Consider the following 24,922-nt stretch of genomic DNA (forward strand, 5'->3'; position numbering starts at 1 on the left):
CTAGAAAATCAAGTCAACTAAAAAATCAAGTTAATTCCTCCACGGTTTGTAGCGTTTGGGGTTGGGGAAGTGATCGTCTCTCGGCTACATAGCCCTCAGTCAACCATGGATGGCATCAAACGCCTGGACGGACAATACGAATTAACTTGCCTTGTAGACAAACGGCTTCTGAGATCGCGGTATCAATTCGATTTGCTAAGGCTTGCCAATCTCGGTCGTTCGTACAAACAATGATGCCTATATGAACTGAATTGTTGCGGTGTAATTGGATGAAATCTTTGCGGTTTTGGGTGAGAAGGGCGCGATCGTCGATCGTGGCAAAAGCCAGCACCTCCGGATCAGGAATGCCTTGATTGGCTTTCCCCGCCTCTTGAGCCGTCAAAACATCGTGTCCTAAACTTCTTAGAAACTCCACAACCGGATACGGGAACTGCTCATCAGCATAAAGACGCGCCATAGATTTACGCTGATTACGTTACTTCGTCATTTTCCCGAATCTCTACTTCAATCTCATCGGGAAACGCCTCAGAGTATGCCCAAGCATTTGCAAGGTCAGTCGCAGAGAGAGAAGGATAACTAATGAGCATATCTGCTTCACTGAATCCAATTCGACGGGCTTCAACCAATCCCCAGACCGTGATTCGAGTTCCAGCAATGCAAGCACTTCCGCCGCATACTCCAGGAGTTTTTTCGATTCCTCGTCCTAACGTGATTTTGCCTTGAGAAAGAAGTTGAATAACTTGCGTCTTTTCTTCGTCAGAGAGTGCCATTAGTTGCGGCGTTAATTCTTTTAGTGTCATAGCAGACTTTGAATTTGAATCAGAACCTTTCCGCGTTTATCCGCACACGATCAATTACTCACCATTTTAAGCGAAATCAATTTGTTGAAGCGCTAGGATCACCTTACGCGGTTTGTAGCGTTTGGGGTTGTGGGATCGCCTTTCAGCTACTGTCTATCGCAAATCAGTAACAGAACTACAATCATGGTAAAGCATTGCACCCGCTCAGGAAGCAAGACAGATGACAACTTTGCTGATTCAAACTGAGCAATTTCCTTTGGTTGTTAGCTTTCCTGCGATCGTGCAGATGACCAATGAACAGTTTTATGAGTTCTGCCACGCCAATCAGGATTTACGCATCGAGCGGACGGCACAAGGCTTCGCTTGCATCAATTTGTCCTGATCTCGTGATTAATTTGTCCTGATCTCGTGATTGAACTGAAGTCATTCAGCGATACATTGAGTGGACTGCAGGCCAAAATGCAGGAATACATTGAAAATGGAGCAATTTTAGGGTTTTTGATCGATCGCAACAATCGCACAGTTCATATCTATCGTCCGGGTCGATCGCCTGAAGTCTTAGAGCATCCTGAAGCAGTGAGCGGTGATTCAGAGTTGCCTGGATTTGTCCTGCAAATGGCAAAAATTTGGTAAATTGCTACTTTCCGGGTTGTAGTGTAACTTGATTGTTTTGCTGAAAGTCGTACCACGATCGCTTCAATCCCTCTGGTGCAGAAAAGCGCGAATCATACACCGTAATCACATTGGTTAGCTCACGTCCCGGAGATTGCACAATCCGATCGCCAACTGCTAATGCAACCGAAGTTCCACCATCGAGATTCATCGCTTCGTAAGCACCAATTGATCGCATAATTACTGCTTCTTTTTCCAGTGTAATAGGCTGGTGGAATGTGACGAAATAGAGGCGATTCGCGTTTTTGGGAAAGCCAATCGCCGATCGTACTGCCACACCAGAAACAGCCGGATCGCTAAAGCCCTCTTGCTGAGGATTGATAGATATCTCGCCTTGTTTAAGCAATCGAGGGCCAGCAGTGAGCGAGAACCAGTGTTGATTCCAGTGCGGTTTACCTTCAGTGCGGGCTGTGATCATCTCAGGACGATTACCGCGACGAATGCCTAATGTTGTGCCATAGTTCTCCCAAGGGCTGAACTTCAAGAAGCGCCCGCCTGCAACCATGTTTCCCATCACGCGCTTCTGGTCATCCATGCTGAAGAATGTTCCATTGATAGTTAGCGCAGCTTTGCTACGGCGTACCATTGCTTGAAAAGCTTCGTCTCCACGAGTCGATCGTGCACTATTCGCTTGACTTGCTTGGTTTGCAAGTCCAATGCTGATAAAAGTTTTGGGATCATTCAGATCGATCGTTGCAAGTCGAATTGGGACACCTTTGATCGTGCCTTCGATAAATGAAATTGGGCGGGCAATTCGAGGACGTTCAGACTGGGCGATCGCCATAGTGTGATGCGGTGCTTGTGGAGTCGTCGAGACTTGGGGAAAGATCATTGCACAAGTAAATAGTGCACAGGTTGCAGTAACTGAAATGCTACCAGGAAGCGAGGATAATCGACGAATCATGAAGCGCTTGCATGAGAAACTTTGATGATCATGCCTTGTGTATCAATTTTTCAGAAGATACTTAAAAATCTGTAATTTCTCTAAGTGCGAATACTATCAGAGACAATCCGCAAAAGATTCAATGAATGTAGAGGGATTAGAATAAAGTGATAACGATTACTCCAAACACCATGATTGCGGCTCCGGTCAGACGTTCTCGTAATCCTCTTTCGTGAAACAGAAAATGCCCGAACAATACACTGATTAGAGCACTCATACGTTTAACTGCAATGACTTGTGTTACCAAAGTGTAGGTTACTGCAATCATCTGAAAGGTAATGGCGATCGCATGAAACAATCCAATCACCATCAATGGTTTCAGGTTAGGCAGAATTTGATTGAACTTACGACGTGAGTTAAACCATGCGATCGGGAACATTCCCACTGCTAAATAACCATACAAAGCAGCTGACCAGAACAATGGCGAAGAATGTACTACGCCCACTTTATCGAAGTTAGCAGTAATGCTCCAGATAAAAGCAACCATTAACATAAAGCGGCTACCTCGATTACGAAACAAAGCTCTCAAGGGTGCAAAGTAACCATTCCGGCGTTCACGTAAGTTTAGAACATATGAGCCAACAACAATCAGCAAGATACCGATCGCATCTGCAGAAGTCGAACTTTCCTGCACGATCAACGGCGATGTAACTAAGAGAAACAGGGGGGTCAATGTTACTAAGGGAACTGTCAGTGATAAATCTGCAATTTGAAGGGCGCGAATGTAGAGGGCAAAGGAAATGACATTCAAGCTACCCCCGATTAACAAGGCTATCCAAAACTGAGGATCAATCTTGGGAATTCCGGTTAGCAACAATAGTGGAACTAAAAAGATAACAGCAAAGATATTTGCAACCCAAGCAACAATATAAGCATCCAGATTTCTGAGACTGTGTTTGCTGGAAACATCCTTCAAAGACTCAAAAAAAGCCGTTAAAATTGCAAATACTAACCAAATCATGAGGGTTCCGTGGTTTCTTCTTTTCCGACGATTCGCTTTTTACAGCAGCCAACTTCTGAAGCTTGGATTCATCAAGCGATCGCAAGCTTGGACACAATTTTGCTCGACCATTCTCACTGTGAGCGAAAAGCCGCAGGAGTCGCATTAAATCTCATGTTCCGTTATCCTTCTAGTGCGAAATTAGTACGGATGTTAACCGCGATCGCCCAAGAAGAGCTAGAACACTTTGAGCAAGTAAACCAAATTTTGGAGCGTCGCGCTATCCCTCTTGCGCCACTTGCCCCACCGCCTTATGGTGCTAGTTTGAATAAACAGATTCGCCGCGAAGAACCCGATCGGCTGTTAGATTCGCTGCTGGTGTCAGGACTGATCGAGGCTCGGAGTCATGAGCGCTTAGGATTGTTGGCGCAACATTGCGGGGATCAAGAACTGGCAAAATTCTATCGTGCATTGATGGCATCAGAAGCGCGACACTATGGCGTGTATTGGACATTAGCAGATACTTATTTTGAGCGGTCGCAGATTACACAACGATTAGAGGAATTAGGCGCGATCGAAAGCGAGATTCTATCAACATTACATCCTCAACCTAGAATCCATAGTTGATGCAGTATCAAGACTTTCTCGTTCGGCATTGGCAATCCTCGGATCGAATCAACGCATTCAATCTGATTGGTTCTGTGTTGGCAGAATATGGCCTGACGCAAGAACCAGAGGGAGCCGATCGCGATGTATTAGAAGTTGAGAATTTCTATCAGAAACAGAACGGTGAATTTTGGGTGATTGAGCGAGACAACAAATTGGTTGGAACCGGAGCTTACTATCCAATTTCACGCGGTCAGAATGCAGTCGAGATTCGCAAGATGTATCTATTGCCCGAAGCACGAGGCGTTGGGTTAGGAAAGTTCTTATTAACTGAATTGGAAAGTGCGATCGCTAAAAAAGAATTTGACCAAATTTGGATAGAGACTGCCAGCGTTTTGAAAGAAGCGGTTCAACTGTATGAACGTAATGGATATGAACCGAGTACCGGAGTTGAGACTTTGCGGTGCGATCGAGTTTACGTCAAGTATTTGAGATAGCTTTTTATCTAACACAAGCTTCACGAATTACAGCGTTAGATATCAATCCCGTCCCATAACTTTGAAATTGGGAACGTCTCTCCCGCTCTTCCTTGAAGAATGGCTTCTTGTAGGTCAGCTAAAATCTGTCCGCTTGCATCGTTTTCGTCGATCGCATCAAGCCCACTTTCCTCTAATTGCAGGAGCTTGATCAGTTCTTTCCAAAGTTCAACCGGAATTAGCACGTCAGTTTTTTCGCCTGCTGCATTCGTGACATATTTTACGCTGGCTTGAACCTCTGGAATTGGCATAATCGCAACTCTACAAAGGTTTCTCAATTATAAAAGCAGCCCTCGATCGCTGAGTATGCGATCGAGGGCTGCTTTCATTCAATCAAATCAACTTAGCTGAGGCGACCCGTCACATACGAGGGCGACAGATCCGACCACGACTGTTTCACCAAGTCTGCATCTGCTTTCACACTACCGAGGTAGTTTCCAGCAGGCAGCGAGGGGAAGCGCTTGTACGGAACCACATCTTCGCCAAAGTAGCGCGTGTATTCTGCACTATTGACCATTGCCTCAACCGCACCTTTCAAGCCTTGATCCGCCAGGATCTTGTTGTACTCGCGGATTTCGCCTTGAGTTGCGGGCGCACGACCCAGCAAGTGACGGAACAAGAATTCAATCACTTTCGTATTCGGGTACGGGGCATAGAAGCGACGGACATAGATGTCTGAGCTTGCCAAAGACTTGACGAACTCACGCACAGAGATTTCACTGTTGCGAAGTTTACTTTCAAGGTCAGAGCGTCTAAACTGGCTCGGCACTTGTCCGCTGAACACATCCATCACTTGCACGTAGATGGCATTGATTACCAGTTCGCTTTCACCCTGCGTCATGCCCGGATTCATCCGATAGATGCGAGCAGGTTTACGGCGGCTGGTTCCGACTCCTTCTTCAACTGACTGACCCTCACCGTTGGTGTAGGATTTGCCAAGTTGAATAAATCGGGGCTGGCTACCATCAGGCTTGCGCTCTTGGATGGCGAGGTCTGCGATCGCGGCTGCGGTCAGCGGCATTTGTGCCACATCCATGCGCGATCGTGCAGGCGAGAAGCTCGGAACCTCTAGCTTATTGTTTTGCTTGGTGAGCTTGTTGTACAGGGTTTGAGAGTTCGGGAAGTTCGCCGCAGGCAGGGTTAAGAAGCGGTTGTAAGGAACCACGTCTTCACCGAATGCTTCAGCGTATTCCGCACTGTTCACCATCTCGGTCACAAATGCTTTCAAGCCCTGAGCTGCAAGAATCTTGTTGTATTTGCGAATTTCAGCTTGATCCAGTGGGGCACGTCCTAAGAAGTGTTTCGTTCCCAGTTCGATCACTTTCGTGTTCGGGTAGGGCGTGTAGAACTCTTTGATGTACAAGCTGGAGATCCCTAAACCAATGATGAATTCTTTCAGGTTGATTTCACCATTGCCGAGCTTACTTTCGAGTGCAGAGAATTCGTTTTGCGCCACATAAGGAGCAATATCACGCTCAAACACTTGACGGTAAGCAGCACCAATTACGGTCTTGAGATTCGTCTTGTCGTTGAGTTGCGTCAGCTTGAACACTTTGGTTTGTTCGCGCTTCTTGCTAACTCCTTGATTGATTCGGAAATCAATATCAGGCTGAGTCCGAATTCCGCTTGCTGTGCCCAACTCGACGAAGCGAGGAGTCTCTTCCTTCGTGACCTTCGTGCCTTTGTCTTGGATCGAACCTACACGAACGGTTCTGGATGACAGACCCGCAGGAGTGAGATAGCGCTCATACGGAACGGTATCTTCTCCAAAGGTTTTGTTGTACTCTTCGGTGTCAAGAATTGCGTCGATGACGGCGAAAACGCCTTTCTTCGAGCAGAGATCAAAGTATTTGTTGATTTCTTGACGACCGTAAGTCGGACGACCCAGTAAGCGACGGTGGATGTATTCGATCGCTTTCGTCACATACAGTTTTTCCCAGTACAAGCTGCGGAACAGGGGCGATTTTGCCAGACGACGCACGAACTCTTTGACAGTAATTTCGCCGTTTTCCAGCTTGATTTCGTCAACTTTGAGCCGTTGTCCTTCGTAGACATCGCGACCGAAGACTTGCAGATATGCCGCTTTGATCACCGCTTGGGTCGAGCTTTCTGAGAACTTGGTGCTGACACCTTTAGATCCTGTGGACTTCTTGCCAAACGACCCAGTAAAGCTTGGGCTTTGGTCGTATTTGAAGACTTTCGGACCGAGAGATCCGGGAGTAGCGCCACGCGCACTCGGATTGCTCACTTGGTTGTTGATGCCAGGGCCGCGATTGATCAGAATCCGACGAGTATCCTTGCCGAACGGAGCAGGGCTGGCGCTGGGGTTCTTGGTTTCTTTCGGGAAGATTGCACCGAATTGAATTTCCAGTGGATCGTTTCCAGAACCATAAGGATGCTGATCCGGTAGCGGTTGGTCGTAAGAAGCAAAGGTCGTGAGGAACTGCGGAACTTTGCGGAAGGGCGCACTGTAGTTAAACAGGTCTTGTTGTGGCCCCCAGTTGCGGCATTCTTGGGCTTCTTGACCTAAACCGCGCAGATACGGAACGGTTTCTTCGCCGAAGTAGTCGCTGTATTCTTTGGAATCGACGAGCGCATCGACGAGGGCGTTTAGACCTCCAGCCGAGACGATCGAGAAATATTTCTGCACTTCTTCGCGCGAAGAAGGCCCGCGACCAAGAATATGACGGAATGCCAATTCTAAAGCGCGGCTATTAATATACGGTTCAAAGAAATTTTTGCGGTACAGAGGCGATTTTGCTAAGCGGCGAATGAATTCCTTCATCGAAATATCGCCGTTTTTCACTTTGGATTCGAGATCCGAAATCCCTAGTGAGTAAGCGCGGGTAATGTCGCGTTCAAAGACTTGACGATAAGCAGCTTTCACGACATCGTTCTTTTCGCTGCTTGATAGTCCCGGCTTCATCGCGAACTTCGGACGGCGTTCTGCGGCGTTGAAGTAGATTTGCGGCAGTTGCAGACCTTGAAGATCTCCCGAGGGACGCTGACGCACTTTATCCGAAGGAGTCGGCGCTTTGAACTCGGTGATCAGCACATCGAAGTATTGATCGACGATCGTTTTCGCGTCGGCATCGTTGCGGAAGTAGTTACTCGCGGCAACTTTCATCTCTTGCAATGCGACGATCGTGGCATCGGTCGAGCAGGCGCGTTCGATGATCTCGCGCAAGCCGCGAGTATTCACCGAGATAATGTTTGGATCTCCGGCGACGATCGCATAAGTCGTATAGCGTAGGAACCAGCTTAAGTCGCGTAACGACTTCGCCATGTTGCTTGGACCATAGCGAGCGACGTTAATCGGACGAAAACCGGGAGGAACTGCACCCGCGCTCGGAGTTAAGAAGAAGTTCCGAATGCCGCCGAACAATCCGCCACCGGAGCCTTCCGCATAAGTGACCGTACCCAGTTTCATTCCTTCTTCGGTATTCAGCGTTGTGCCTGCTACCGTTTTCACAGGTTCTTCAGCGGGCTTTTCGAGGAATGCCATCGGTGAGCCGCCGGTAAAGATGCGGTTTGCCGATCGAGAGACGATTAGTTCTGAGTTTCGCGTCAGGATTTCAGCGATTTCCAGACGTTTTTGTCCGGATTTGAAATACTGCACGAGTTCATCGAGTTCGCCCCGCCCCAAAAAGCGGTCTTGTTGCTCTGCCTGTGAAATCGTAGCAACTGGTACGGTTTGGTATAGTTGCGGGCGTGCAACCGAGCTTCCACCACTTGCCTTAACACTCATTGGATTCTAAAGCTCCCATTTACGGATCGTTACTGTGTTAAATCTGACCAGAGCGTCACCTGGCACGTTATTTCTTGAGAACCAAAGCGCACCGAGGCGCATCAGCCTTCGCACTGTTAAACGATTTGCCCAGGGTCAACCAGTTCATTCTTAGATTAAAACGTTTCGGGTTCTTACACTTGAATTATTAAAAAGTGTGACGAAGCCGATCGTGTTTAGTGCTTTCTCATCATAAAAGACGGGAATTGTTTTTCTGAGAAGCACTATAAGTTTTGTAACAAATTGCATCATTAACTTGAACATTGCAATTGTGCACGAGGCTTTTGATGCTTTGCAGGAATCAACGATCGTTCTGTTTTTCGAGATTTAGAAACAAGGTGCGTCTGACTAAAGATAGAGATCGCAGCAGAGTTTAGAATTTAAGCGCACTTGGCTCACACCTTTCCCAACAATTTCTAAAGAAACCGTGGGTAAGAACGAACTCGTTTATAGGCTGATAGATGAACTGTCACCAGAAAGACAATTCAGTCTGTCATCACCGGAGCGACCTATGAAAAAAGCCCGTCGTCAAAGCCATTGTCGTCCCAATCGCAAGGATTTTTGCCCGATTTGTCATATTGTGCCGCCGCATGTCACCGATCGCATTATCGTTAACGGCAACGAAGCTCAGCGTGAGTGGGCATTACAGAATTTGCGGGCTTCAGAGCAGTTTCGAGGACGACGAGAAGCCGTGGGAGCCGTTCATTTCATGGCTGCCGCTAACGAAAAACGTCGCACGATTTACACCGCAGAAAACGATACCGACTTGCCGGGGAAAATTGTGCGCGGTGAAGGTGCGGCAGCAGTCGAGGATGTTGCCGTGAATGAAGCGTATGACGGATCAGGAGCGACTTACGATTTCTTTGAGGAAATCTTCCAGCGAAACTCGATCGATGGTTTTGGAATGCGCTTAGATTCTACGGTTCATTATGGAGAGCAATACAATAACGCCTTCTGGAACGGCAGCCAGATGGTTTACGGCGATGGAGATGGTGAACTTTTTAATCGGTTTACGATTTCGATCGATGTAATTGGGCATGAACTGACGCATGGTGTGACCCAAAGCGAAGCCGCATTGATCTACAGAGGACAATCGGGCGCGTTGAACGAGTCTTTCTCGGATGTGTTTGGCAGTTTGATTAAACAGAGAGTTTTGAATCAGACGGCTGATCAGGCAGACTGGTTAATCGGCGAAGGCTTGCTGACTTCTAAAGTGAATGGAGTTGCGCTGCGATCAATGAAAGCTCCTGGAACCGCTTACGACGATCCGGTACTGGGAAAAGATCCGCAACCTGGGGACATGAGTAAGATCTACACAGGCAGAGCGGATAACGGGGGTGTGCATATCAATTCCGGCATTCCCAATCGAGCGTTCTATTTGACTGCAACAGCGATCGGTGGTTACGCGTGGGAGAAAGCCGGAAAGATCTGGTACATCGCACTTACAGAACGGTTACGCCCCTCGTCTAATTTCCGCAGTGCTGCGCGAGTCACTTCGACGATCGCGGCTGAGCTATACGGTGCAAACAGTGCTGAACAAAAAGCGGTTCAGAACGCCTGGAAAACAGTTGGTGTTAGCTAATTAAAGAAAGGGGGAGAGATTGATGCGTGTCACGCTTGAACAAAGTGGAGGCTTTGCGGGATTGATGATCACAAAAACGATCGACACTCAGAATCTCTCCCCATCCGAAGCCAAAGAGTTGGAAGAGATGGTTCAATCCGCTAATTTCTTTCAGTTAATCTCGGTCGTGGAAGCCTTTCCGCAGCCCGATCGATTTGGGTATGTACTGACGGTCGAGATGGAAGGGCGGACGCATTCGATCGAGATGAGTGAAACGAATATGCCCGAATCGGTGCGATCGGTTGTGAAATGGGTGCAGGCGCGATCGCGTTAATTTGCGATGAGTTTAGAGAAAGAGTCACGGTGGTGTTGAAGCACGATCGCTTTGTCAACGTTGAGTATTTATGACTCAACGTTGAGTATTTATGGCTCACGGTTGAGTGTTTATAGCTCGTCGTCGAGTATTTATGACTCGTCGTTGAGTATTTATGACTCGTCGTTGAGTGTTGATGGCTCGTCGTTGAGTGTTGATGGCTCACGAGCGAGTATTTATCACTCAGCGTTGAGTCATTATGAGTCATCGTCGAGCGATCAAGGCTCACGGTTGAGTATTTATGGCTGATCGTTGAGTATTTTTATGACTGACCTCGATCGCCCACTTCCTGCATTAGCAATGGCGATCGCTCCTCAAACCGACTTGAATTGCAGCACTTGATTTAATTTGCCGCTCCGGTAGCCCTCTAAATCCAGCGTCACATAGAGGAATCCATAAGACTGAAATGCTTCGGTGAGTTTCGGCAAATCGGTCTGAATCACAAACTCTTTTACCTGTTCCGGCAGCACTTCAATTCGAGCTGTGTCACCCTCCGATCGCACTCGAATGTTCTGCCAACCGAGCTTTCTCAAATACACTTCAGCCCGTCCGACTCGCTGAAGTTTCGCGATCGTAATCTCTTCGCCATACGGAAAGCGCGAACTCAAACAAGGCTGAGCAGGTTTATCCCAATACGGCAACCCTAAATGCTTCGCGATCGCTCGCACCTCCGCTTTGGTAATCCCAATCTCGGCTAACGGCGATCGTGCTCCCCGCTCTTTTGCCGCTTGAATTCCCGGTCGATAATCGTGCAAATCATCGGCATTCACGCCATCAATCACATACGGATAACCCCACGCCTGAGCCAGTGGTTTGAGCGTATCGTGCAATTCACTCTTGCAGAAATAACAGCGATTCACCGGATTCGAGGCATAGTTCGGGTTATCCAGTTCATGCGTCTGCACGACCTTGTGAACAATTCCAATCTCAGCCGCCTGAATTTTGGCATCTTCGAGATCTTCGGGCAGCAGCGAGGGCGATTCAGCTGTCACCGCCACTGCCCGATTTCCCAACACATCAAACGCAACCTTCGCGACTAAGGTGCTATCAATCCCGCCGGAATAAGCGATTAAGGCACGATCGAGGTCTACAAATAAGCCTTTTAACTGGTCTAATTTCTCGTACATTGCAGGGAACCGGGAATCAGGGGTAATCTCCGTTATGACACAAAAAAGCAAGCAACGATCGCTGCTTGCTTTTACACTAAAAATGAGGCGTTTTCAATGCTTACTCGTCGTAAACGCGGCACTCTAACGCGTCGGGGTTGTCATCACAATATTGTTCAAGCGAGTTTTTCGGCTTCACGCTTTGGCGTTGGTGAGCCGCTTCTGCCTGCAACTCTTCCACGGCATCCCATGCCGCAGCACATTCGCCCGAATTCGATCCGCTAACATCACAGGCTTTGCGAGCATTGTCACGCTCGACTTCAATTTGCTTTTGAATATCGCTCATTGCCATAGGATTCGTCCTTAATTTTCAAAACAGAGTTCTGTGCGAGAGAGTAGAACCGATCGTCTGTCTGGGCTAAACACGAAGACCGACAGAACTACCAACATATCAGCTTAGGACATTAATCCTATTTAATTCTGCTAGCTGGAAGACAGTCCAGAGAGTGCTGACTCAGTTTTTGTATATCTATATTAATCGGTGACGAACGATTCTGGCGACTCTACCGCAGGTGCGGTCTTCCGATCCCTCTTTCTTCGGATCTACAACCGTGTTCTACACTGGATCTACTGCGAAGTTTCTTTCGAGTCTATACACAGGAGCGATCGCACATGACAGAACCCTTAAATTCAATGCGGTGGGCAAGTGCGCTTTCAACTCGTCCATTTCTAGAAGCAGCGGTCGAGGAAGTGGTGACGCAGGCGCAAACGACGCTGCAAGCTTCGCCGGATCTGGGGTTTGTGTTCATCTCATCGGCGTTTGCGAGCGAGTATTCTCGATTGTTGCCGTTGCTGCGGGACAAGCTTCCGGGGGTATCGATCGTCGGGTGTAGCGGTGGCGGAATTGTGGGCATGACCCCACGAGGCAAGGTGCGAGAAGTCGAAGAGGAACCTGCACTAAGTCTAGTGTTGGCGCATTTGCCAGATGTGAAAGTCGCTCCGTTTTACGTCTCTGCAAGCGACCTGCCCGATTTAGACAGTGCGCCGAATACCTGGACAGATTTAATCGGAGTTGCGCCCTCAGACTCGCCAAATTTTGTTTTATTAGCCGATCTGCCTCGAATTAATGATTTGCTACAAGGCTTAGATTTTGCCTATCCAGGAGCGGCGAAAGTTGGAGGACTGGCAAGCTCTGGGATGCTAGGCGGCGGCGCGACTGGGCTATTTTGTGACGATCGCTTCTACCGAGAAGGAGCGGTGGGAGTGGCGCTGAGCGGGAATATCGTTCTCGATACGATCGTGGCTCAAGGCTGTCGTCCCATTGGTCAGCCGTACTGGGTTATGGAGGGAGAGCGAAACATCTTGCTGGCGATGCAGGAAGATGATGGCTCCGGTTTACCCTCCGATAGCTGTGCCGTGAAGCTCTCTCCCTTAGAGCAGCTACAAGAGCTGGTTCAAGGCTTGAGCGAAGACGATCGACTCTTAGCACAGCAGAATCACATCTTCATTGGGGTGGCGCAGAACGGATTTAAGCAGACTTTGGAGCCAGGCGATTTCTTAATTCGGAATTTGTTGGGGGTTGATCCGCGAGTCGGGGCAATCGCGATCGGCGATTTGATTCGTCCGGGACAGCGCATTCAATTTCACCTTAGAGATGCAGAAACTTCTGCGGAAGATTTAGATCTATTGCTACGGCGATATGTGCAGGCGAGTCAAGCGAATCCGTCTCCGATCGGGGCGCTGATGTTTTCTTGCCTGGGGCGGGGCGAAGGACTGTATGGAGAGCCAAATTTTGATTCGCAATTGGTGAATGAATATTTGGAAGATTTGCCGATCGCGGGCTTTTTCTGCAATGGTGAAATTGGGCCTGTGGGTGGCAGTACGTTTCTGCACGGCTACACCTCCGTTTTTGGAATTTGTCGAGAGAAGGAATAAGTTTTGTGGCGATCGTTCGAGTTCGAGAACACGTTAATCCGCTGAGCCGAAAATATCAAACTCCCACGGCTCCGCCGGACTGGAATCAGGTATTTGCTGATCCATCCCTCCCGTTGCACTTAGATATTGGTTGCGGTCGGGGGATCTTTTTGTTGAAGATGGCGCAAGCCGATCCAGAGTGGAATTATTTGGGCTTAGAGATTCGAGAACCGATCGTCGATCAGGCGCTGGAATGGCGGAACGAAGCAGGCCTAAAGAATTTGCATTACATTTTCTGCAATGTCAGCAACTCGCTACAGCCAATTTTGGCCTCGTTGCAACCGGGCACTCTAGCGCGAGTGAGCATTCAGTTTCCTGATCCCTGGTTTAAGCGCAAACACCAAAAGCGGCGAGTTGTGCAGCCAGAAATAGTAGCAATGCTGGCAGAGTTTATGAATCCGGGGGCGATCGTCTTTCTGCAATCCGACATTCTGGATGTGGCGAAGAAGATGGTCGATCGCTTTGCTGAATCGCCTCGATTTGTGCGGGAAGATTCAGACTGGTTGCCCGACAATCCACTCCCGATCCCAACCGAGCGTGAGCTAATGGTCACGTCATTTGGCGACCCGATTTATCGAGCGACTTTCCGCAAATCGGAGTAAATTAGTCGTTTGAAAAGTTAACAAATCGCATTGGCAGCCTTTCTAACATTGAAGTTAGAAGGAGTAGAATTGCCGCGATCGCTGGGCTTTGTCTTTAACTTGCAACGATTAATTACAGCGATCGTGGAATAGAACGTTGTAACAATCCCATCAGCTAAGCTAAGTGAATCACGCATGTTGCGATCTACGACCCTTTACGAACCTTATTAGCTTTGCCAAAATTTCGACATGGGAAAAGCAGGAAAGGCACTCAAACAGGTACTCTCCACCTATGGGATCAGCCAAAACCGTCTGGCTGTGACAATGGGAATCAACCGATCGACCGTGCATCAATGGGTAAATGAGATTAGCGATCCCCTTGCCGAAGCCGTCACACACATGATCAAAGCCTTGCGGCAGATTAACAGCACCGCAGCCGAAGACTTTATCGATTTGTATCTAGAACGTCAACCCCCGCAACCTTCAGCCGAGCCTGAAGACAATCTGTAATTCTGCCTTGTCGATCGTTAAACAGTGCTAGAAATCGATAGAACAGGACTAAAGTGAAACGAGCTAAAATCCGAATCTATCGATCGCGGTTTAAACGTTCGGCTACGCTCTGTCCATTTGCGGATTCGGAATTTTTGGAAATCAGACAAGCTGCAAGACACATTTCCAACGATTCAGAGTTCCATCGTTTAAGAAAGCAAAGAGATCTCCAACCTATGACCTATATTTCGACTGTCAATCCGGCTGACAGACTGAGTGCACGTTTACCCCAAGCCTTGAAGCCGCTGGCTGAGATTGCACATAACTATTGGTGGTGTTGGACACCGGATATGATTTCGCTGTTTCAGTCGATCAATCCCGATGAATGGGAACGCTGCGGACATAATCCGGTCGCACTACTTGAAACTATTAGCTACGATCGTTTGACCCAACTGGCTTCTGAACCGAGCTACATGAGTCGGCTCAAGGCATTGTCAGAACAGTTCACTCAGTACGTCAATTCAACCGATACTTGGTCGAGCCGCGTTGCCCCTCAGATTACACCAGAGCATCCGATCGCGTATTTCTGTGCGGAGTTCGGTCTGCACGAATCGCTGCAAATCTATTCGGGTGGTTTAGGAATTCTGGCTGGGGATCACTTGAAGTCTGCTTCAGATTTGGGTGTTCCTTTGGTCGCGGTGGGTTTGCTCTACCGCCAAGGCTATTTCCGTCAGCGCCTAAATCAAAGTGGCTGGCAAGAAGACTATTACATCAACAATCCGTTCGAGCGGTTGCCGCTGCAATTGTTGACCGATGCAACCGGGCAGCCTTTAGTGTTTGAAGTGCTGGTGCGGCATCGGAATGTCAAAGTGCAAGTCTGGAAGGCTCAAGTCGGACGAGTCAGCTTATTCCTGATGGATACCGATCGCGAAGACAATGATCCGATCGATCGCTGGCTCACAGGTCACTTGTACGGCGGCAACCAGGAAACCCGGATTGCTCAAGAAGTGATTTTGGGAATTGGTGGCGTTCGGGCACTCAAAACTGTCGGAATTGAACCCTCTGTTTATCACCTGAACGAAGGACACGCCGCATTCTGTCTGCTCGAAGTCTGTCGGCAAGAAATCGAGAAAACAGGCAAATCGTTCTACGACATTGAGAAATCAGTGCGCGATCGCTGTGTGTTTACCACTCATACCCCAGTTCCTGCCGGACATGATGTGTTCTCAGCCGACTTGATGGATTCGTTCTTTGCAACATACTGGGGACAATTGGGATTGTCTCGCGAACAGTTTCTTGCACTGGGCGCACGTCGATTGGGTGATCCCTGGGAACCGTTTGGAATGACAGTTTTAGCGTTGCGGCTGTGTCGATCAGCAAATGGGGTCAGCGAACTCCACGGAGAAGTCTCGCGCAAAATGTGGACCGTTCTCTATCCCGAAAAGAGCGAAGACAATGTACCGATCGGCTATATCACCAATGGCGTTCATGCTGGCACCTGGACTTCTGCGATGATGGCGGATCTGTACCGCAAGTATCTGGGTGAAGACTGGACAACCAAAGTGCTTGACCCCCAAACTTGGGCGAAGATCGACAATGCACCGGATGAGGAAATTTGGTGGCGGCACCAAATTCTCAAAGAACGCTTAGTGGCTCACACCCGCCAAAAGGTGAAGACTGCACGACAAAATCGTGGGGAAGATTGGAGCTTGATCGAAGCGACCGATCATCTACTTGATCCAAAAATTCTGACGATCGGCTTTGCCCGCCGATTCAGCCCCTACAAGCGTGGCGATTTGCTACTAAGAAATGCTGAAAAAGCACTGAAAATCTTCAGCAATGATGAGCGTCCTGTCCAAATCATCTTCTCCGGTAAGGCTCACCCTGCTGACGAAGAAGGTAAGCGGATTATTCAGCGTATTATGGAATGGTGTAAAACCAATCCGCATGTGGGCGATCGTGTTGCCTTTATCGAAGACTACGATATGCACACCGCTCGTAAGCTCGTTCAAGGGGTCGATGTGTGGCTGAATAACCCCCGTCGTCCTTTAGAAGCATCTGGAACCAGTGGTCAAAAGGTCTGCTTTAATGGGGGTCTCAATTGCAGCGTTCTTGATGGCTGGTGGTGTGAAGGCTACAAAACCGATGGGAATGGCAAAGCGCTGAATGGTTGGGCGATCGGTGAAGATGCTCACACCAGCGATCAAGCCCTTCAAGACAAGATCGATTCTGATTCGCTGTACGACCTGCTGGAAAACCAGATCGTGCCGCTCTACTATGACCAGGATGAGAACGGCATTCCACACGGTTGGATTCAGATGATGAAGGGATCGATTAAGACGAACTGCCCAGCGTTTAATACCCACCGCATGATCGCGGATTATGTGGCGCAGGTGTATGCTCCGGGCATTCAGGCAAATGTGCCGCTCACGTTGGCGAAAGTGCCGCAAAGTTAGTCGATCGTCTCTGAATTTTGATCCGCTCAATTCCAAATTTTTAGGAGTTGAGCGGATTTCTCTGGAATAGGCTCCACCAAAAATTATGACACTTTGCTGACAGGAAGATACAAGACATGGGGCTTTCGCGCATCTACAGGTTGAGGATTACCAAGAATTTGCTTCTGCTTCTCTAGCCAGATCACAACCTTAGAGTTGCTTGGATAGTATTGATGTACGAATTTAATGAAATCATCAATTGTACAAGCCTTATTTGTTCCTCCCATAAACGTATGGAATTGATCATGCACCTCAAGGGTAAGCGTAATTAGATTGTTTTCGACATCTGCAAGATAGGGATATGCATTGCACGAGTACAAGTGATGTGCAGCTAATTGGAGATTGTCAACTTTGTCCGGTCTTTTTCCTGTAACTTTGCAAGTCTTACCATCTCGTCGCTTTGCTTTGTCCTTCGCCTTCTGGATACCTTTTTCGCGTTCCAGAATCTGGTCAACAATGTCTTTAACTTGTGGCTGAATAACTTCGCCTACATCTTTACACCACTCACGACGGTTCTTCTGTGTTAATGATGCTTCTAAAGTTTGAGCCAGCTTGAAGACACCGGATAATGAATAATGCAACCCACCTTCATCAATGAAATCGTCAAAGTCTTCACCCTTCAGCATTGGTCTGTCACTTCGTTGTGCAGCTTCAGCCATTTTGCTCAAGTAGTCTGATCTGGTACCAAATATAGTAACAGCATCAGATTTTGAAATGAAGAAGCGATTGTTTCGTTTGATTAGCGAAGAACAGTTATCAAGAATTTTCTTCTTGATGAATGCTCTACGGATTTCTCGCTTCGTATGTAGAAACCATTCTTTGATGAGATCCCAAAAACCAGGCTTGCGAGTTGCTTCTAAGTAACGAGCGATCGTGTATGCCCCAGATGTTGTGTACTCGCGTAATCCGTTTCCGTTCACAACTCTGTAGTCTTTGTTTTTAACTAGCTCCCATTCATCGTCTGGAACTGCATCGAAAAATTGTTCGATTGCAATCAATTCTTGAGAACTAATCTTCAGAGTTTTGATCAGTTCCTTAGATGCGATGTAAATCTCTGCCATCTCTAGAACCTCTCAGTTAAGCTTTTGTAAAAGATTGTCAAACGACTGAAAACTTCAGCATTTCCAGTTTCAGGAATGTCTGGATGATAGATTTTGCTTAATTCTCGATATGCAGATTTCACATCATCAGTAGAAGCGGTTTGGGAATTAAGTCCAAATGCTCTCCAGGGCAAATCGTATTTGAAGATGTTAATGCCATTGACACAACCGTATCCTGTCTCGTTTTCCTCTTCAGGTAAAACTCCGATAAACTTGCGGTACAGAATCTCCCAGCCTTCCTTTTTACCAAGCTCTAATTTTTCCATGCCATTTGTTGCCATCTGGAACGCACCCGATTTCTTCAAGGTGCTAGTATCTGCAACATTGAAGTGCTGGTAGACAGCAAGCTTAAGTTGAGTGAGAGTTAAAGACTTTTTAGATGGTTTCTTAGGTAATTTCTTCTTGCAATTCTCAACTACAAACTGAGCAAATTCTTCAAGAACAATCGAATCAATCCCCTGTAGCTCAACGATACGAGCTATTTCGTTTTGGATAAGCTCATTCAGGCTTGACTTAGCTGCGTCTGAACTTTTTTTCTGTTTAGAAGTTGACTTTTCTTTCTTAGAGTGAGTTGTTGTCATAGAAAATTCTCTAAGTGTGAGACGGTACATTTGAGTTGATAGGGGAGCAATACTTCCAAATTACCCAGACAACCAAACTGGGTAACGTAAAAAATTTATCAACTTGCTTTTAGCGAAAAGAAAATTGCTTATAAGCAGAAGAAGTCCCTGTATTTCTGCCAAGTAAGGAATTTGATAATTGCTTGAAAGCGTAATCCTCATTAAGATACAAGTTCGGATACTGGTCTTTGATAGTAATTCGGCGAAGATTTTAGCGAACAGACAAAGTTTTGATGAATAGTTCTATTAATTCACCAACCTATCGAACTTCTCTCCCCAAGATTGCTTACGCTCTAAATCTCATAGAATAGAGTTCGTTCTACATTCTGTCGGTTTATGCGAAATCCTCCTCAGCCGTTGCCCGAAAATTTGTGGGGAGAACAATGGCGATTTGCATCGCTACGATCGGGTGATTTAGTTGATACGATCGCCAATCGCACCATTCCGATCGTCGAAATGCCCGAAGCGCTGTATCCCGTTAATTTAGGCATTGCATCGACAGTTCCGATTCCGGGAGTCGTAATTGATGGGGGACGACGATCGATGCAGTTAGCCCGATGGTTAAAGGCAAGTCAGCCCGTGTCGCTTGACGCGATCGCAGGTGCGCCGGATGGATTGATTTTAAATGCGGGAGAGGTAGATCGCTGGATCGTCACAACATTTGAAGATCCAGAAGTGAGAAGCGCTGCCCAACTATTTGAACAGCGCAAAAAAGAGAGCGATCGATTACATTTTCTGTTAATTCAACCTGACGATTCAGGAATGACTTACACCGGATTTTGGTTGCTGAGAAGCCAAGGACTTAAGGCTTGAAAATATCTTTCGCAGTTTGCCCACAAGTGTTTACAAACCATCCATCAAATCCTGCACCGACGACACCCCCAGCAATTGGAACAAGCTTCATTAAATTGATGACTCCTTTCTCGTCTGCTTTTGTAATGAGCCGGAATCCAATCTTTTTGTTAATCCCAATCAAGACTTTGCCAGGAATCTGACTAATCACGCTCTTGAAAGCTTTGTTACCGATTTGAACTCCAGCAGTTTGGAGAACGCTTTTTGCTGATTCCCCAAGCAGACACAACAAAATCATTGTTCGGACTTGCTGCGAGTTGATAGCGTATCCACGAAGATAAGCAATTGCGGCGGCTGTACTTGCGCCTAGCGCGTAACATGAGAGCAGACTCGCAGGAATTGAAACTGGGAGAAGAGCAATTTGATATTGATTCTGCTTCTCCGCAACAATCTGCTTTAGCTCTGCTTCTCGCTGGCGTTGCTCTGCCTGAAGTTGTGCCTGCTCGATCGAGAACTGTTGGTCTTCTTCGGATTGCTGTCGATCGAGGAGTGCAGTTTTGCTTACAGTTGCCTGACGTTCTGTACTGCTTGATGGCTGCAATCTAGCGCTTGCACTCGGATAGACCGGAGGTGAAAGCTTGATTGTTGATGTTTTTACAGTCTCCCACGGCAAACTCGAAATCTGTAAGATTGAAGCAAAGCATTGTCTACTGACGATCGCCACTCTTGTCATTAATGCTGCACCTGTAGTAAGGGCAGCAATCAGAAATCCCGCTCTCTGCCGCATGGTTGGACGAGACTTTGAGTAAGACATCAGTGGCGTAATCACCCACGGAAGAGGCGGATCTTCTATTGATAAAACAAACGACGAATCAGACCGGGCACATTGGTCTAACAATAAATTCAGTAACTCCTTGGAGCAACTTGTTTCGGATGGTGGTATGAGAAATTCCAGAATACGTGAAGTTTGATCTGCATAAAAACTCTGGGCATCGCCGCTCAATAGGTCTGTAGACTCAAGTAACGCCTGATCAACTTGACTGAGTAACAATGCCAAACCATCATTTGTTTCTGCTAGTTCTAAAATTTCACTGATTTGATCCGCATCATTCTCAGACAATACAGGCTGACTAGAAAGCAACGCATATCGTCGCAGCATAGGCAAGCATAGAGCCACTCATGCTTGCCTATGCTGCACTCTGCTCGCTTGAAGAAATCGCATCGAGATCAGGGGCACGAAGATACCAATCGTCAATCTCGTTCAGCACAAAGTCCAATCCTTCGTGCTGTGTTGCAAGCTCAAGGATCTGAGCAAGGCGATCGCTTTCACCGCTCGGTTATAGGCATCGAGAAAGATGTCGCGGGGGTCGTACTGATGGCCTAAATGAAACTGTCGCAGCTTCCAAGCAATGAATGGAAGAATCTGATGCAGATCGTCTGTCTCACCGTTTAGCACCTCAGCAACAATGCGATCGAGACGGTGGCGCTGACGATCGGATGAACTAACTAATACAGAGTTGTCTGAGGGCTGTGGGTCGTGCATTGGGCTATTCAAAGGGGGGCTTGTCATAGTCGGTAGTCCCTTAATTTGTAGATGAGAACAGAGCGAAGCCATCACACCACTGCACAGAAGCGACACTTGAACCATCGGAAGAAGGCACGAGAAACAATGAACTCTTCGAGTTTCCGTAGGGCTTTTAAGGGGCACAAGAAACGGACAACAGAGCGCAATCAAGTGCCGCTCTTGTTATTACTGTGCAAATTCCAGCGTGAGTGTGACAGTTCGCCTGAGCGTAAATTCATACCAAATTGATTTGTGGATACGACAGATTCTCGCCCCCTAAATCCCCCAGAACGGGGGACTTTGAGTATGATCTGTCGCGTTCTATGTTTAATTCGGTGTCACTTTTACGCGATTGCAGCACATTGCACGATCGATGTATGTGTCGATCGTGCCAATCTCAAGTTATATAAAATTAACGAGTGCGATCGAGTTGAGCAATCACGCCACCAAAGGCAGAATTCTGTACCATTTCAGATTGCAGAAAATCATGTGGGAATCCCAGCTCGATCGCGCTAGCTTCGTTGAGTCGCTGAAGCTGTTCTGGCGTTAGCTCAAATTCCAAACAAGCGAGATTCTCCTGAAGTTGCTCCAGTTTACGTGAGCCAACGATCGGAATGATTCCCCCTGGTTGCTGCCGTATCCAGTTGAGCGCGACTTGCGCCGGGAGTCGATCAATTTCGCTGGCAATATCCACCACAGTTTGCGCGAGCGCAAGCTGTTTCTCGGTCACAGGTCTTGAGCTATTCGGATTGCTTAAGCGTCCATCCACGGGGTCGGGCTTGTTGTATTTTCCGGTCAAAATTCCCGCACCAAGGGGACTCCAGGCAGTGACTCCAATCTCAAACGCCCGCGCCATTGGCAGTAAATCACGTTCCGGTGTCCGTTCAACCAGTGAATATTCGATTTGTAAGCCGATAAACGGTGTCCAACCGCGCAACTGCGCGATCGTATTGGCTTGCGAAATAATCCAGGCAGGCGTATCAGAAATACCGATGTAAAGAGTCTTCCCTTGACGTACCAAATCATCAAACGATCGCATCACTTCTTCGACCGGAGTTGTATGATCCCAAGCGTGTAACCAAAGCAGATCAATGTATTCCAGATTCAATCGCTTTAGGCTTGCTTCAACAGCTTGCACCATGTTCTTCCGGTGATTGCCGACGGCATTCACACCCCCGTTTCCCACATTCAGCGAATATTTTGTTGCAACGACCCATTTCTCGCGATCGGGCTTGACAAACTCTCCAACAAACTTCTCGCTGGTACCATTCGTATATAGATTCGCGGTATCAATAAAATTTCCGCCTGCTGCCGCAAACGTATCGAACATCTTGCGGCTTTCTTCATACGCCCCTCCCCAGCCCCAATCATCGCCAAATGTCATCGTGCCTAAGCAAAGTTCAGAAACCCGCAGTCCGCTGTGTCCTAAAAGTTTGTAGCGCATGAGATTCTCCTGATTAGTATCGAGGATAGGAGGTCGGGAAATATCAACCGTTATAACCATTACCGGCACGATCGACAAACACATTCGCACTGAATGGCGATCGTCTTCCCCAAACTTTCTGCCGCGAAAGCGGTGTGCGTTGCTTTTCACCATGGAAGAAATTTTGCGCTTTGTGGAGTTCCTGTCAGTCCGGGGAACACTAGGCAAGCCCGCAAGATACTCAAGCGACTCCGCTCACTTGGATTGACGAAACAGGATGATTATGTCCATCGAGAAACTTCAGCCCGCACCAGCACAGCAAGTCGGTGTTTACACGCCATACTATCCGCAGGTCAACAAAAAGCAGCTTCTACCCTTTGCGATCAGTCTTTATCAAAGAGGCGCGTTAGAAGGAGAGCGCAAAATCGAAGGCGGTTCTAGTATTCCGTTTATTGCGACTTGGAATGTTTCGACCCTGCCAGCGGATTTGTGCCGCTGCCGCATTCAGTTTGAGGGGAATGCAGATCTTAGCTATGAAGTGATGATGGCAAACTTTGAGTTTGTCGATTTCCTCATCGAAGTCATTCTTAACTTTAAGCGCAGCCGCCTTTCTGATTTTTCGCAAGCGTTTTATCGCAAGCTACTCCGCATCGACGATTAGAATTAATCTGATTTGAGGGGGACGATCGCACGCGATCGTCCCCCTTATTTCTTTGCCGCTTTATTTTGCGTTTCCTATAATAATGTTCTGTAATGCTAATGTGCGTTAAAACCCATCTACATAAGTAAGGTAGAATTCTTAGTCTGAGACAGCTCTTTAGATTTATCAATTAACCGGAGTAGGAGTGTGCCAAAGTCCGCTAAGTATTTATTAATCGGTTCGCTAGAAGCGTATAGTGGCAAATCTGCTGCGATTCTAGGACTGGCTCACCAACTGAAAGCGCGAGGGCTAGATCTGGCTTACGGTAAGGCGCTAGGGGGGGGATGGGGGCAAACCCAAATGGCAGACAACGATGGCGATCTTCAGTTTGTTGCGGAAACGATCGGGCTGAGTGACGATCGGCTCCAAACTCCGGTGCTGGTGCTGAATGCCGATACTGTAGAAAAGCGTCTCAACGGTTCTGATACCCAGGATTATGGTCAACGGTTGGCTCAGCGATCGCAAACCCAGGGCGGCGATTTGGTCATTCTCGAAGGCCCTGGAACCCTGAGCGAAGGTAAATTATTTAATCTGTCGCTGCTGCAAGTTGCGGATGCGATCCAAGCGCCCGTGATGTTGGTGGCGCGATTTCATTCGGTGTTGTTGTTAGATCCGATTCTGACTGCTAAAGAACAGTTGGGCGATCGTTTAATCGGTGTTTTGATCAATGATGTGCCCAAGGATCAAATTGATTCGATTAACACTTCGTTCCGTCCGTATTTAGAAAAGCAGGGAATTGCTGTTTTTGGTGTGTTGCCGAGCAATACGCTGCTGAGAAGCGTAAGTGTTGCGGAATTAGTGCATCAACTCAAGGCTGAGGTTTTGTGTCGTGGCGATCGCTTGGATCACATGGTCGAGAGTTTGACGATCGGGGCAATGAACGTGAACTCTGCTTTGAAATACTTCCGCGCTCGTCAAAATATGGCAGTAGTGACAGGGGGCGATCGGACTGACTTGCAGCTTGCCGCGCTGGAAACTTCGACTCAGTGTATTATTCTGACCGGACATATCCCGCCCACAAAAGAAATCATTTCACGCGCAGAAGATCTAGAAATTCCGATTCTCTCAGTCGATTTGGATACGCTGACAACGGTTGAAATTATCGAACGTGCCTTTGGCGAAGTGCGACTGCAAGAACCGATCAAATTTCAATGTATTTGTCAGATGATTGAGACTTATTTTGATAGCGATCGCCTGCTTTCAACTTTGGGATTAATGCCTGCTGAAGCGCGTTAATTCTGCGAAGGCTTCTCGATCGCGGCTTGCCGAAATCCCAACACAATCAGAATATTCGACAAAGTAAGAAAAGATTCCGCGCTGCCATGTAGCCAATCGACATCTGCCAATTGCTTACCGTAATACACCTGGGCATAAATTGCCGCAGGAATGGTAATTGCAACAAATACTAGGGTCATGTAGAAGCCAATTAATGCAAGACGAGGTGTTTTTTGCGATCGCGTCAAGAACCACAAGAATCCTAAATAGGGAAACAATGACAGTGCAAATAATGTTTCTTTAGAAATCATGATTCTGTTTTTTGAGTAGAACGCCAAATCCACCAGCCTGCGGCACAGCAGGTACAATTTCCCACGACCGTCATCGCGGCTTGCAGGGTGACTAACCAATCGAGGGCAGGCACATTATCGAAGAAATGCCAGGTACAAGCACACATTGCACTCACCAGCGCCGGGAGCATTCCGAACGAGAGAGATCGCCACACCAAATCGCCGCTAATTTCGGCATAGCGCCAAATTAACCAAATTGCCGCAATCCATTCGATTACGCTGGAAACGTGAATAATCCAAGTGGGAATTGAAAGAGCCGTCATACCGTAGAGCGAAAGGTACTCGTTCAATTCTA

25 protein-coding genes and 2 pseudogenes are annotated in these 24,922 nt (G+C 47.6%); 12 read left to right on the forward strand and 15 right to left on the reverse strand.

Annotation, left to right across the window (positions count from 1 at the left end; genetic code table 11):
- Nucleotides 1-115: 115 nt before the first annotated feature.
- Complete coding sequence (locus NC981_RS03560) at nucleotides 116-457, reverse strand: DUF5615 family PIN-like protein (protein WP_348241550.1); 342 nt, start codon at nucleotides 455-457, stop codon at nucleotides 116-118.
- 13 nt (nucleotides 458-470) lie between these two features.
- Nucleotides 471-800, reverse strand: coding sequence for a DUF433 domain-containing protein (locus NC981_RS03565; RefSeq protein ID WP_348241551.1), 330 nt, complete (start codon nucleotides 798-800; stop codon nucleotides 471-473).
- Nucleotides 801-1,020: 220 nt separating this feature from the next.
- On the opposite strand from NC981_RS03565, the pseudogene NC981_RS03570 reads away from it, so the two are divergent.
- Nucleotides 1,021-1,433 (forward strand): annotated as a pseudogene (locus tag NC981_RS03570) (Uma2 family endonuclease).
- A 4-nt stretch (nucleotides 1,434-1,437) separates the two neighbouring features.
- Here NC981_RS03570 and NC981_RS03575 read toward each other — a convergent pair.
- Complete coding sequence (locus NC981_RS03575) at nucleotides 1,438-2,304, reverse strand: phosphodiester glycosidase family protein (RefSeq protein WP_348241552.1); 867 nt, start codon at nucleotides 2,302-2,304, stop codon at nucleotides 1,438-1,440.
- 208 nt (nucleotides 2,305-2,512) lie between these two features.
- Nucleotides 2,513-3,376 carry an EamA family transporter gene (locus NC981_RS03580; RefSeq protein ID WP_348241553.1) on the reverse strand — a complete coding sequence of 288 codons (864 nt, stop codon included), beginning with the start codon at nucleotides 3,374-3,376 and terminating at the stop codon, nucleotides 2,513-2,515.
- Nucleotides 3,377-3,385: 9 nt separating this feature from the next.
- Here NC981_RS03580 and miaE point away from each other — a divergent pair, with 9 nt between their 5' ends.
- Nucleotides 3,386-3,982 carry a tRNA isopentenyl-2-thiomethyl-A-37 hydroxylase MiaE gene (miaE, locus tag NC981_RS03585; RefSeq protein ID WP_348241554.1) on the forward strand — a complete coding sequence of 199 codons (597 nt, stop codon included), beginning with the start codon at nucleotides 3,386-3,388 and terminating at the stop codon, nucleotides 3,980-3,982.
- On the forward strand, nucleotides 3,982-4,458 hold the full coding sequence (locus tag NC981_RS03590) for a GNAT family N-acetyltransferase (protein WP_348241555.1): 477 nt from the start codon (nucleotides 3,982-3,984) through the stop codon (nucleotides 4,456-4,458). Before miaE ends, NC981_RS03590 begins: the two co-directional genes overlap by 1 nt.
- Nucleotides 4,459-4,493: 35 nt before the next feature.
- Here the strand turns inward: NC981_RS03590 and NC981_RS03595 are convergent, their stop codons facing one another.
- Together NC981_RS03595 and NC981_RS03600 are read right to left on the reverse strand one after the other, a co-directional pair.
- Entirely contained in the window at nucleotides 4,494-4,748 is a 255-nt protein-coding gene (locus tag NC981_RS03595) for a hypothetical protein (RefSeq protein ID WP_190378704.1), read from the reverse strand.
- A 92-nt stretch (nucleotides 4,749-4,840) separates the two neighbouring features.
- Nucleotides 4,841-8,245: a phycobilisome rod-core linker polypeptide gene (locus NC981_RS03600; protein ID WP_348241556.1), complete on the reverse strand. Its 3,405-nt coding sequence runs from the start codon at nucleotides 8,243-8,245 to the stop codon at nucleotides 4,841-4,843.
- A gap of 550 nt (nucleotides 8,246-8,795) precedes the next feature.
- Between NC981_RS03600 and NC981_RS03605 the strand changes: the two genes are divergently transcribed.
- Together NC981_RS03605 and NC981_RS03610 are read left to right on the forward strand one after the other, a co-directional pair.
- The gene (locus NC981_RS03605; protein ID WP_348241557.1) at nucleotides 8,796-9,866 is read left to right on the forward strand and encodes a M4 family metallopeptidase; all 1,071 of its coding nucleotides are present in this window, start codon (nucleotides 8,796-8,798) and stop codon (nucleotides 9,864-9,866) included.
- A gap of 22 nt (nucleotides 9,867-9,888) precedes the next feature.
- Nucleotides 9,889-10,179, forward strand: coding sequence for a protealysin inhibitor emfourin (locus NC981_RS03610; RefSeq protein ID WP_348241558.1), 291 nt, complete (start codon nucleotides 9,889-9,891; stop codon nucleotides 10,177-10,179).
- A 353-nt stretch (nucleotides 10,180-10,532) separates the two neighbouring features.
- Here NC981_RS03610 and larE read toward each other — a convergent pair whose 3' ends face one another.
- On the reverse strand, nucleotides 10,533-11,345 hold the full coding sequence (gene larE / locus NC981_RS03615; protein WP_348241559.1) for an ATP-dependent sacrificial sulfur transferase LarE: 813 nt from the start codon (nucleotides 11,343-11,345) through the stop codon (nucleotides 10,533-10,535).
- 100 nt (nucleotides 11,346-11,445) lie between these two features.
- Nucleotides 11,446-11,670 (reverse strand): Calvin cycle protein CP12, encoded by a 225-nt coding sequence (locus tag NC981_RS03620; RefSeq protein ID WP_348242036.1) that lies wholly within the window; start codon nucleotides 11,668-11,670, stop codon nucleotides 11,446-11,448.
- 326 nt (nucleotides 11,671-11,996) lie between these two features.
- Here NC981_RS03620 and NC981_RS03625 point away from each other — a divergent pair, with 326 nt between their 5' ends.
- The 4 genes from NC981_RS03625 (at nucleotide 11,997) to glgP (ending at nucleotide 16,824) form a co-directional block, all read left to right on the forward strand.
- Complete coding sequence (locus NC981_RS03625; RefSeq protein ID WP_190378699.1) at nucleotides 11,997-13,259, forward strand: FIST N-terminal domain-containing protein; 1,263 nt, start codon at nucleotides 11,997-11,999, stop codon at nucleotides 13,257-13,259.
- 5 nt (nucleotides 13,260-13,264) lie between these two features.
- Entirely contained in the window at nucleotides 13,265-13,900 is a 636-nt protein-coding gene (gene trmB / locus NC981_RS03630) for a tRNA (guanosine(46)-N7)-methyltransferase TrmB (RefSeq protein WP_348241560.1), read from the forward strand.
- Between the two features lie 228 nt (nucleotides 13,901-14,128).
- The gene (locus NC981_RS03635; RefSeq protein ID WP_348241561.1) at nucleotides 14,129-14,389 is read left to right on the forward strand and encodes a helix-turn-helix transcriptional regulator; all 261 of its coding nucleotides are present in this window, start codon (nucleotides 14,129-14,131) and stop codon (nucleotides 14,387-14,389) included.
- A gap of 215 nt (nucleotides 14,390-14,604) precedes the next feature.
- Entirely contained in the window at nucleotides 14,605-16,824 is a 2,220-nt protein-coding gene (gene glgP / locus NC981_RS03640; protein WP_348241562.1) for an alpha-glucan family phosphorylase, read from the forward strand.
- Between the two features lie 83 nt (nucleotides 16,825-16,907).
- Here the strand turns inward: glgP and NC981_RS03645 are convergent, their stop codons facing one another.
- Nucleotides 16,908-17,924, reverse strand: a complete 1,017-nt coding sequence (locus NC981_RS03645; protein ID WP_348241563.1) for a hypothetical protein — start codon at nucleotides 17,922-17,924, stop codon at nucleotides 16,908-16,910.
- Between the two features lie 2 nt (nucleotides 17,925-17,926).
- A complete protein-coding gene (locus tag NC981_RS03650) occupies nucleotides 17,927-18,544 on the reverse strand; it encodes a DnaJ domain-containing protein (protein ID WP_348241564.1) in 618 nt (205 codons plus the stop codon).
- 378 nt (nucleotides 18,545-18,922) lie between these two features.
- On the opposite strand from NC981_RS03650, the pseudogene NC981_RS03655 reads away from it, so the two are divergent.
- Nucleotides 18,923-19,396 (forward strand): annotated as a pseudogene (locus NC981_RS03655) (Tab2 family RNA-binding protein); the annotation flags it as partial.
- Here the strand turns inward: NC981_RS03655 and NC981_RS03660 are convergent.
- From NC981_RS03660 to NC981_RS03670, 3 genes are all read right to left on the reverse strand, one after another.
- Nucleotides 19,386-20,534 (reverse strand): hypothetical protein, encoded by a 1,149-nt coding sequence (locus NC981_RS03660; protein ID WP_348241565.1) that lies wholly within the window; start codon nucleotides 20,532-20,534, stop codon nucleotides 19,386-19,388. The pseudogene NC981_RS03655 and the gene NC981_RS03660 sit on opposite strands and share 11 nt — an antisense overlap.
- A gap of 102 nt (nucleotides 20,535-20,636) precedes the next feature.
- On the reverse strand, nucleotides 20,637-20,945 hold the full coding sequence (locus tag NC981_RS03665; protein WP_348241566.1) for a hypothetical protein: 309 nt from the start codon (nucleotides 20,943-20,945) through the stop codon (nucleotides 20,637-20,639).
- A 406-nt stretch (nucleotides 20,946-21,351) separates the two neighbouring features.
- Entirely contained in the window at nucleotides 21,352-22,383 is a 1,032-nt protein-coding gene (locus NC981_RS03670) for an aldo/keto reductase (RefSeq protein ID WP_348242037.1), read from the reverse strand.
- A 262-nt stretch (nucleotides 22,384-22,645) separates the two neighbouring features.
- On the opposite strand from NC981_RS03670, the gene ebsA reads away from it, so the two are divergent.
- Both ebsA and NC981_RS03680 read left to right on the forward strand, forming a co-directional pair.
- Entirely contained in the window at nucleotides 22,646-23,023 is a 378-nt protein-coding gene (ebsA, locus tag NC981_RS03675) for a type IV pilus biogenesis protein EbsA (protein WP_348241567.1), read from the forward strand.
- 186 nt (nucleotides 23,024-23,209) lie between these two features.
- Complete coding sequence (locus NC981_RS03680) at nucleotides 23,210-24,298, forward strand: phosphotransacetylase family protein (protein ID WP_348241568.1); 1,089 nt, start codon at nucleotides 23,210-23,212, stop codon at nucleotides 24,296-24,298.
- On the opposite strand, the gene NC981_RS03685 is transcribed toward NC981_RS03680, so the two are convergent.
- Nucleotides 24,295-24,588, reverse strand: coding sequence for a DUF3593 domain-containing protein (locus NC981_RS03685; protein WP_348241569.1), 294 nt, complete (start codon nucleotides 24,586-24,588; stop codon nucleotides 24,295-24,297). The genes NC981_RS03680 and NC981_RS03685 overlap by 4 nt on opposite strands.
- On the reverse strand, nucleotides 24,585-24,890 hold the full coding sequence (locus NC981_RS03690) for a DUF2499 domain-containing protein (protein WP_190378687.1): 306 nt from the start codon (nucleotides 24,888-24,890) through the stop codon (nucleotides 24,585-24,587). The genes NC981_RS03685 and NC981_RS03690 overlap by 4 nt, the downstream gene beginning before the upstream one ends.
- Between the last annotated feature and the right edge of the window lie 32 nt (nucleotides 24,891-24,922).

The sequence above is a fragment of the Leptolyngbya sp. DQ-M1 genome (genome assembly GCF_039962505.1).
In the GTDB taxonomy this organism is placed as follows: Bacteria; Cyanobacteriota; Cyanobacteriia; order Leptolyngbyales; family Leptolyngbyaceae; genus Leptolyngbya.

Excerpts from the sequence above, each read along its gene's own strand:
- NC981_RS03565 (WP_348241551.1), bottom strand. The coding sequence starts at position 800 with ATGACACTAAAAGAATTAACGCCGCAACTAATGGCACTCTCTGACGAA.
- NC981_RS03645 (WP_348241563.1), bottom strand. The coding sequence starts at position 17,924 with ATGGCAGAGATTTACATCGCATCTAAGGAACTGATCAAAACTCTGAAG.
- NC981_RS03590 (WP_348241555.1), top strand. The coding sequence starts at position 3,982 with ATGCAGTATCAAGACTTTCTCGTTCGGCATTGGCAATCCTCGGATCGA.
- NC981_RS03650 (WP_348241564.1), bottom strand. The coding sequence starts at position 18,544 with ATGACAACAACTCACTCTAAGAAAGAAAAGTCAACTTCTAAACAGAAA.
- NC981_RS03595 (WP_190378704.1), bottom strand. The coding sequence starts at position 4,748 with ATGCCAATTCCAGAGGTTCAAGCCAGCGTAAAATATGTCACGAATGCA.
- larE (WP_348241559.1), bottom strand. The coding sequence starts at position 11,345 with ATGTACGAGAAATTAGACCAGTTAAAAGGCTTATTTGTAGACCTCGAT.
- NC981_RS03620 (WP_348242036.1), bottom strand. The coding sequence starts at position 11,670 with ATGAGCGATATTCAAAAGCAAATTGAAGTCGAGCGTGACAATGCTCGC.
- NC981_RS03660 (WP_348241565.1), bottom strand. The coding sequence starts at position 20,534 with ATGCTGCGACGATATGCGTTGCTTTCTAGTCAGCCTGTATTGTCTGAG.
- NC981_RS03670 (WP_348242037.1), bottom strand. The coding sequence starts at position 22,383 with ATGCGCTACAAACTTTTAGGACACAGCGGACTGCGGGTTTCTGAACTT.
- NC981_RS03685 (WP_348241569.1), bottom strand. The coding sequence starts at position 24,588 with ATGATTTCTAAAGAAACATTATTTGCACTGTCATTGTTTCCCTATTTA.
- NC981_RS03605 (WP_348241557.1), top strand. The coding sequence starts at position 8,796 with ATGAAAAAAGCCCGTCGTCAAAGCCATTGTCGTCCCAATCGCAAGGAT.
- ebsA (WP_348241567.1), top strand. The coding sequence starts at position 22,646 with ATGTCCATCGAGAAACTTCAGCCCGCACCAGCACAGCAAGTCGGTGTT.
- NC981_RS03575 (WP_348241552.1), bottom strand. The coding sequence starts at position 2,304 with ATGATCTTTCCCCAAGTCTCGACGACTCCACAAGCACCGCATCACACT.
- NC981_RS03610 (WP_348241558.1), top strand. The coding sequence starts at position 9,889 with ATGCGTGTCACGCTTGAACAAAGTGGAGGCTTTGCGGGATTGATGATC.
- NC981_RS03560 (WP_348241550.1), bottom strand. The coding sequence starts at position 457 with ATGGCGCGTCTTTATGCTGATGAGCAGTTCCCGTATCCGGTTGTGGAG.
- NC981_RS03580 (WP_348241553.1), bottom strand. The coding sequence starts at position 3,376 with ATGATTTGGTTAGTATTTGCAATTTTAACGGCTTTTTTTGAGTCTTTG.
- glgP (WP_348241562.1), top strand. The coding sequence starts at position 14,605 with ATGACCTATATTTCGACTGTCAATCCGGCTGACAGACTGAGTGCACGT.
- NC981_RS03625 (WP_190378699.1), top strand. The coding sequence starts at position 11,997 with ATGACAGAACCCTTAAATTCAATGCGGTGGGCAAGTGCGCTTTCAACT.
- NC981_RS03600 (WP_348241556.1), bottom strand. The coding sequence starts at position 8,245 with ATGAGTGTTAAGGCAAGTGGTGGAAGCTCGGTTGCACGCCCGCAACTA.
- NC981_RS03690 (WP_190378687.1), bottom strand. The coding sequence starts at position 24,890 with ATGACGGCTCTTTCAATTCCCACTTGGATTATTCACGTTTCCAGCGTA.
- NC981_RS03665 (WP_348241566.1), bottom strand. The coding sequence starts at position 20,945 with ATGACAAGCCCCCCTTTGAATAGCCCAATGCACGACCCACAGCCCTCA.
- NC981_RS03635 (WP_348241561.1), top strand. The coding sequence starts at position 14,129 with ATGGGAAAAGCAGGAAAGGCACTCAAACAGGTACTCTCCACCTATGGG.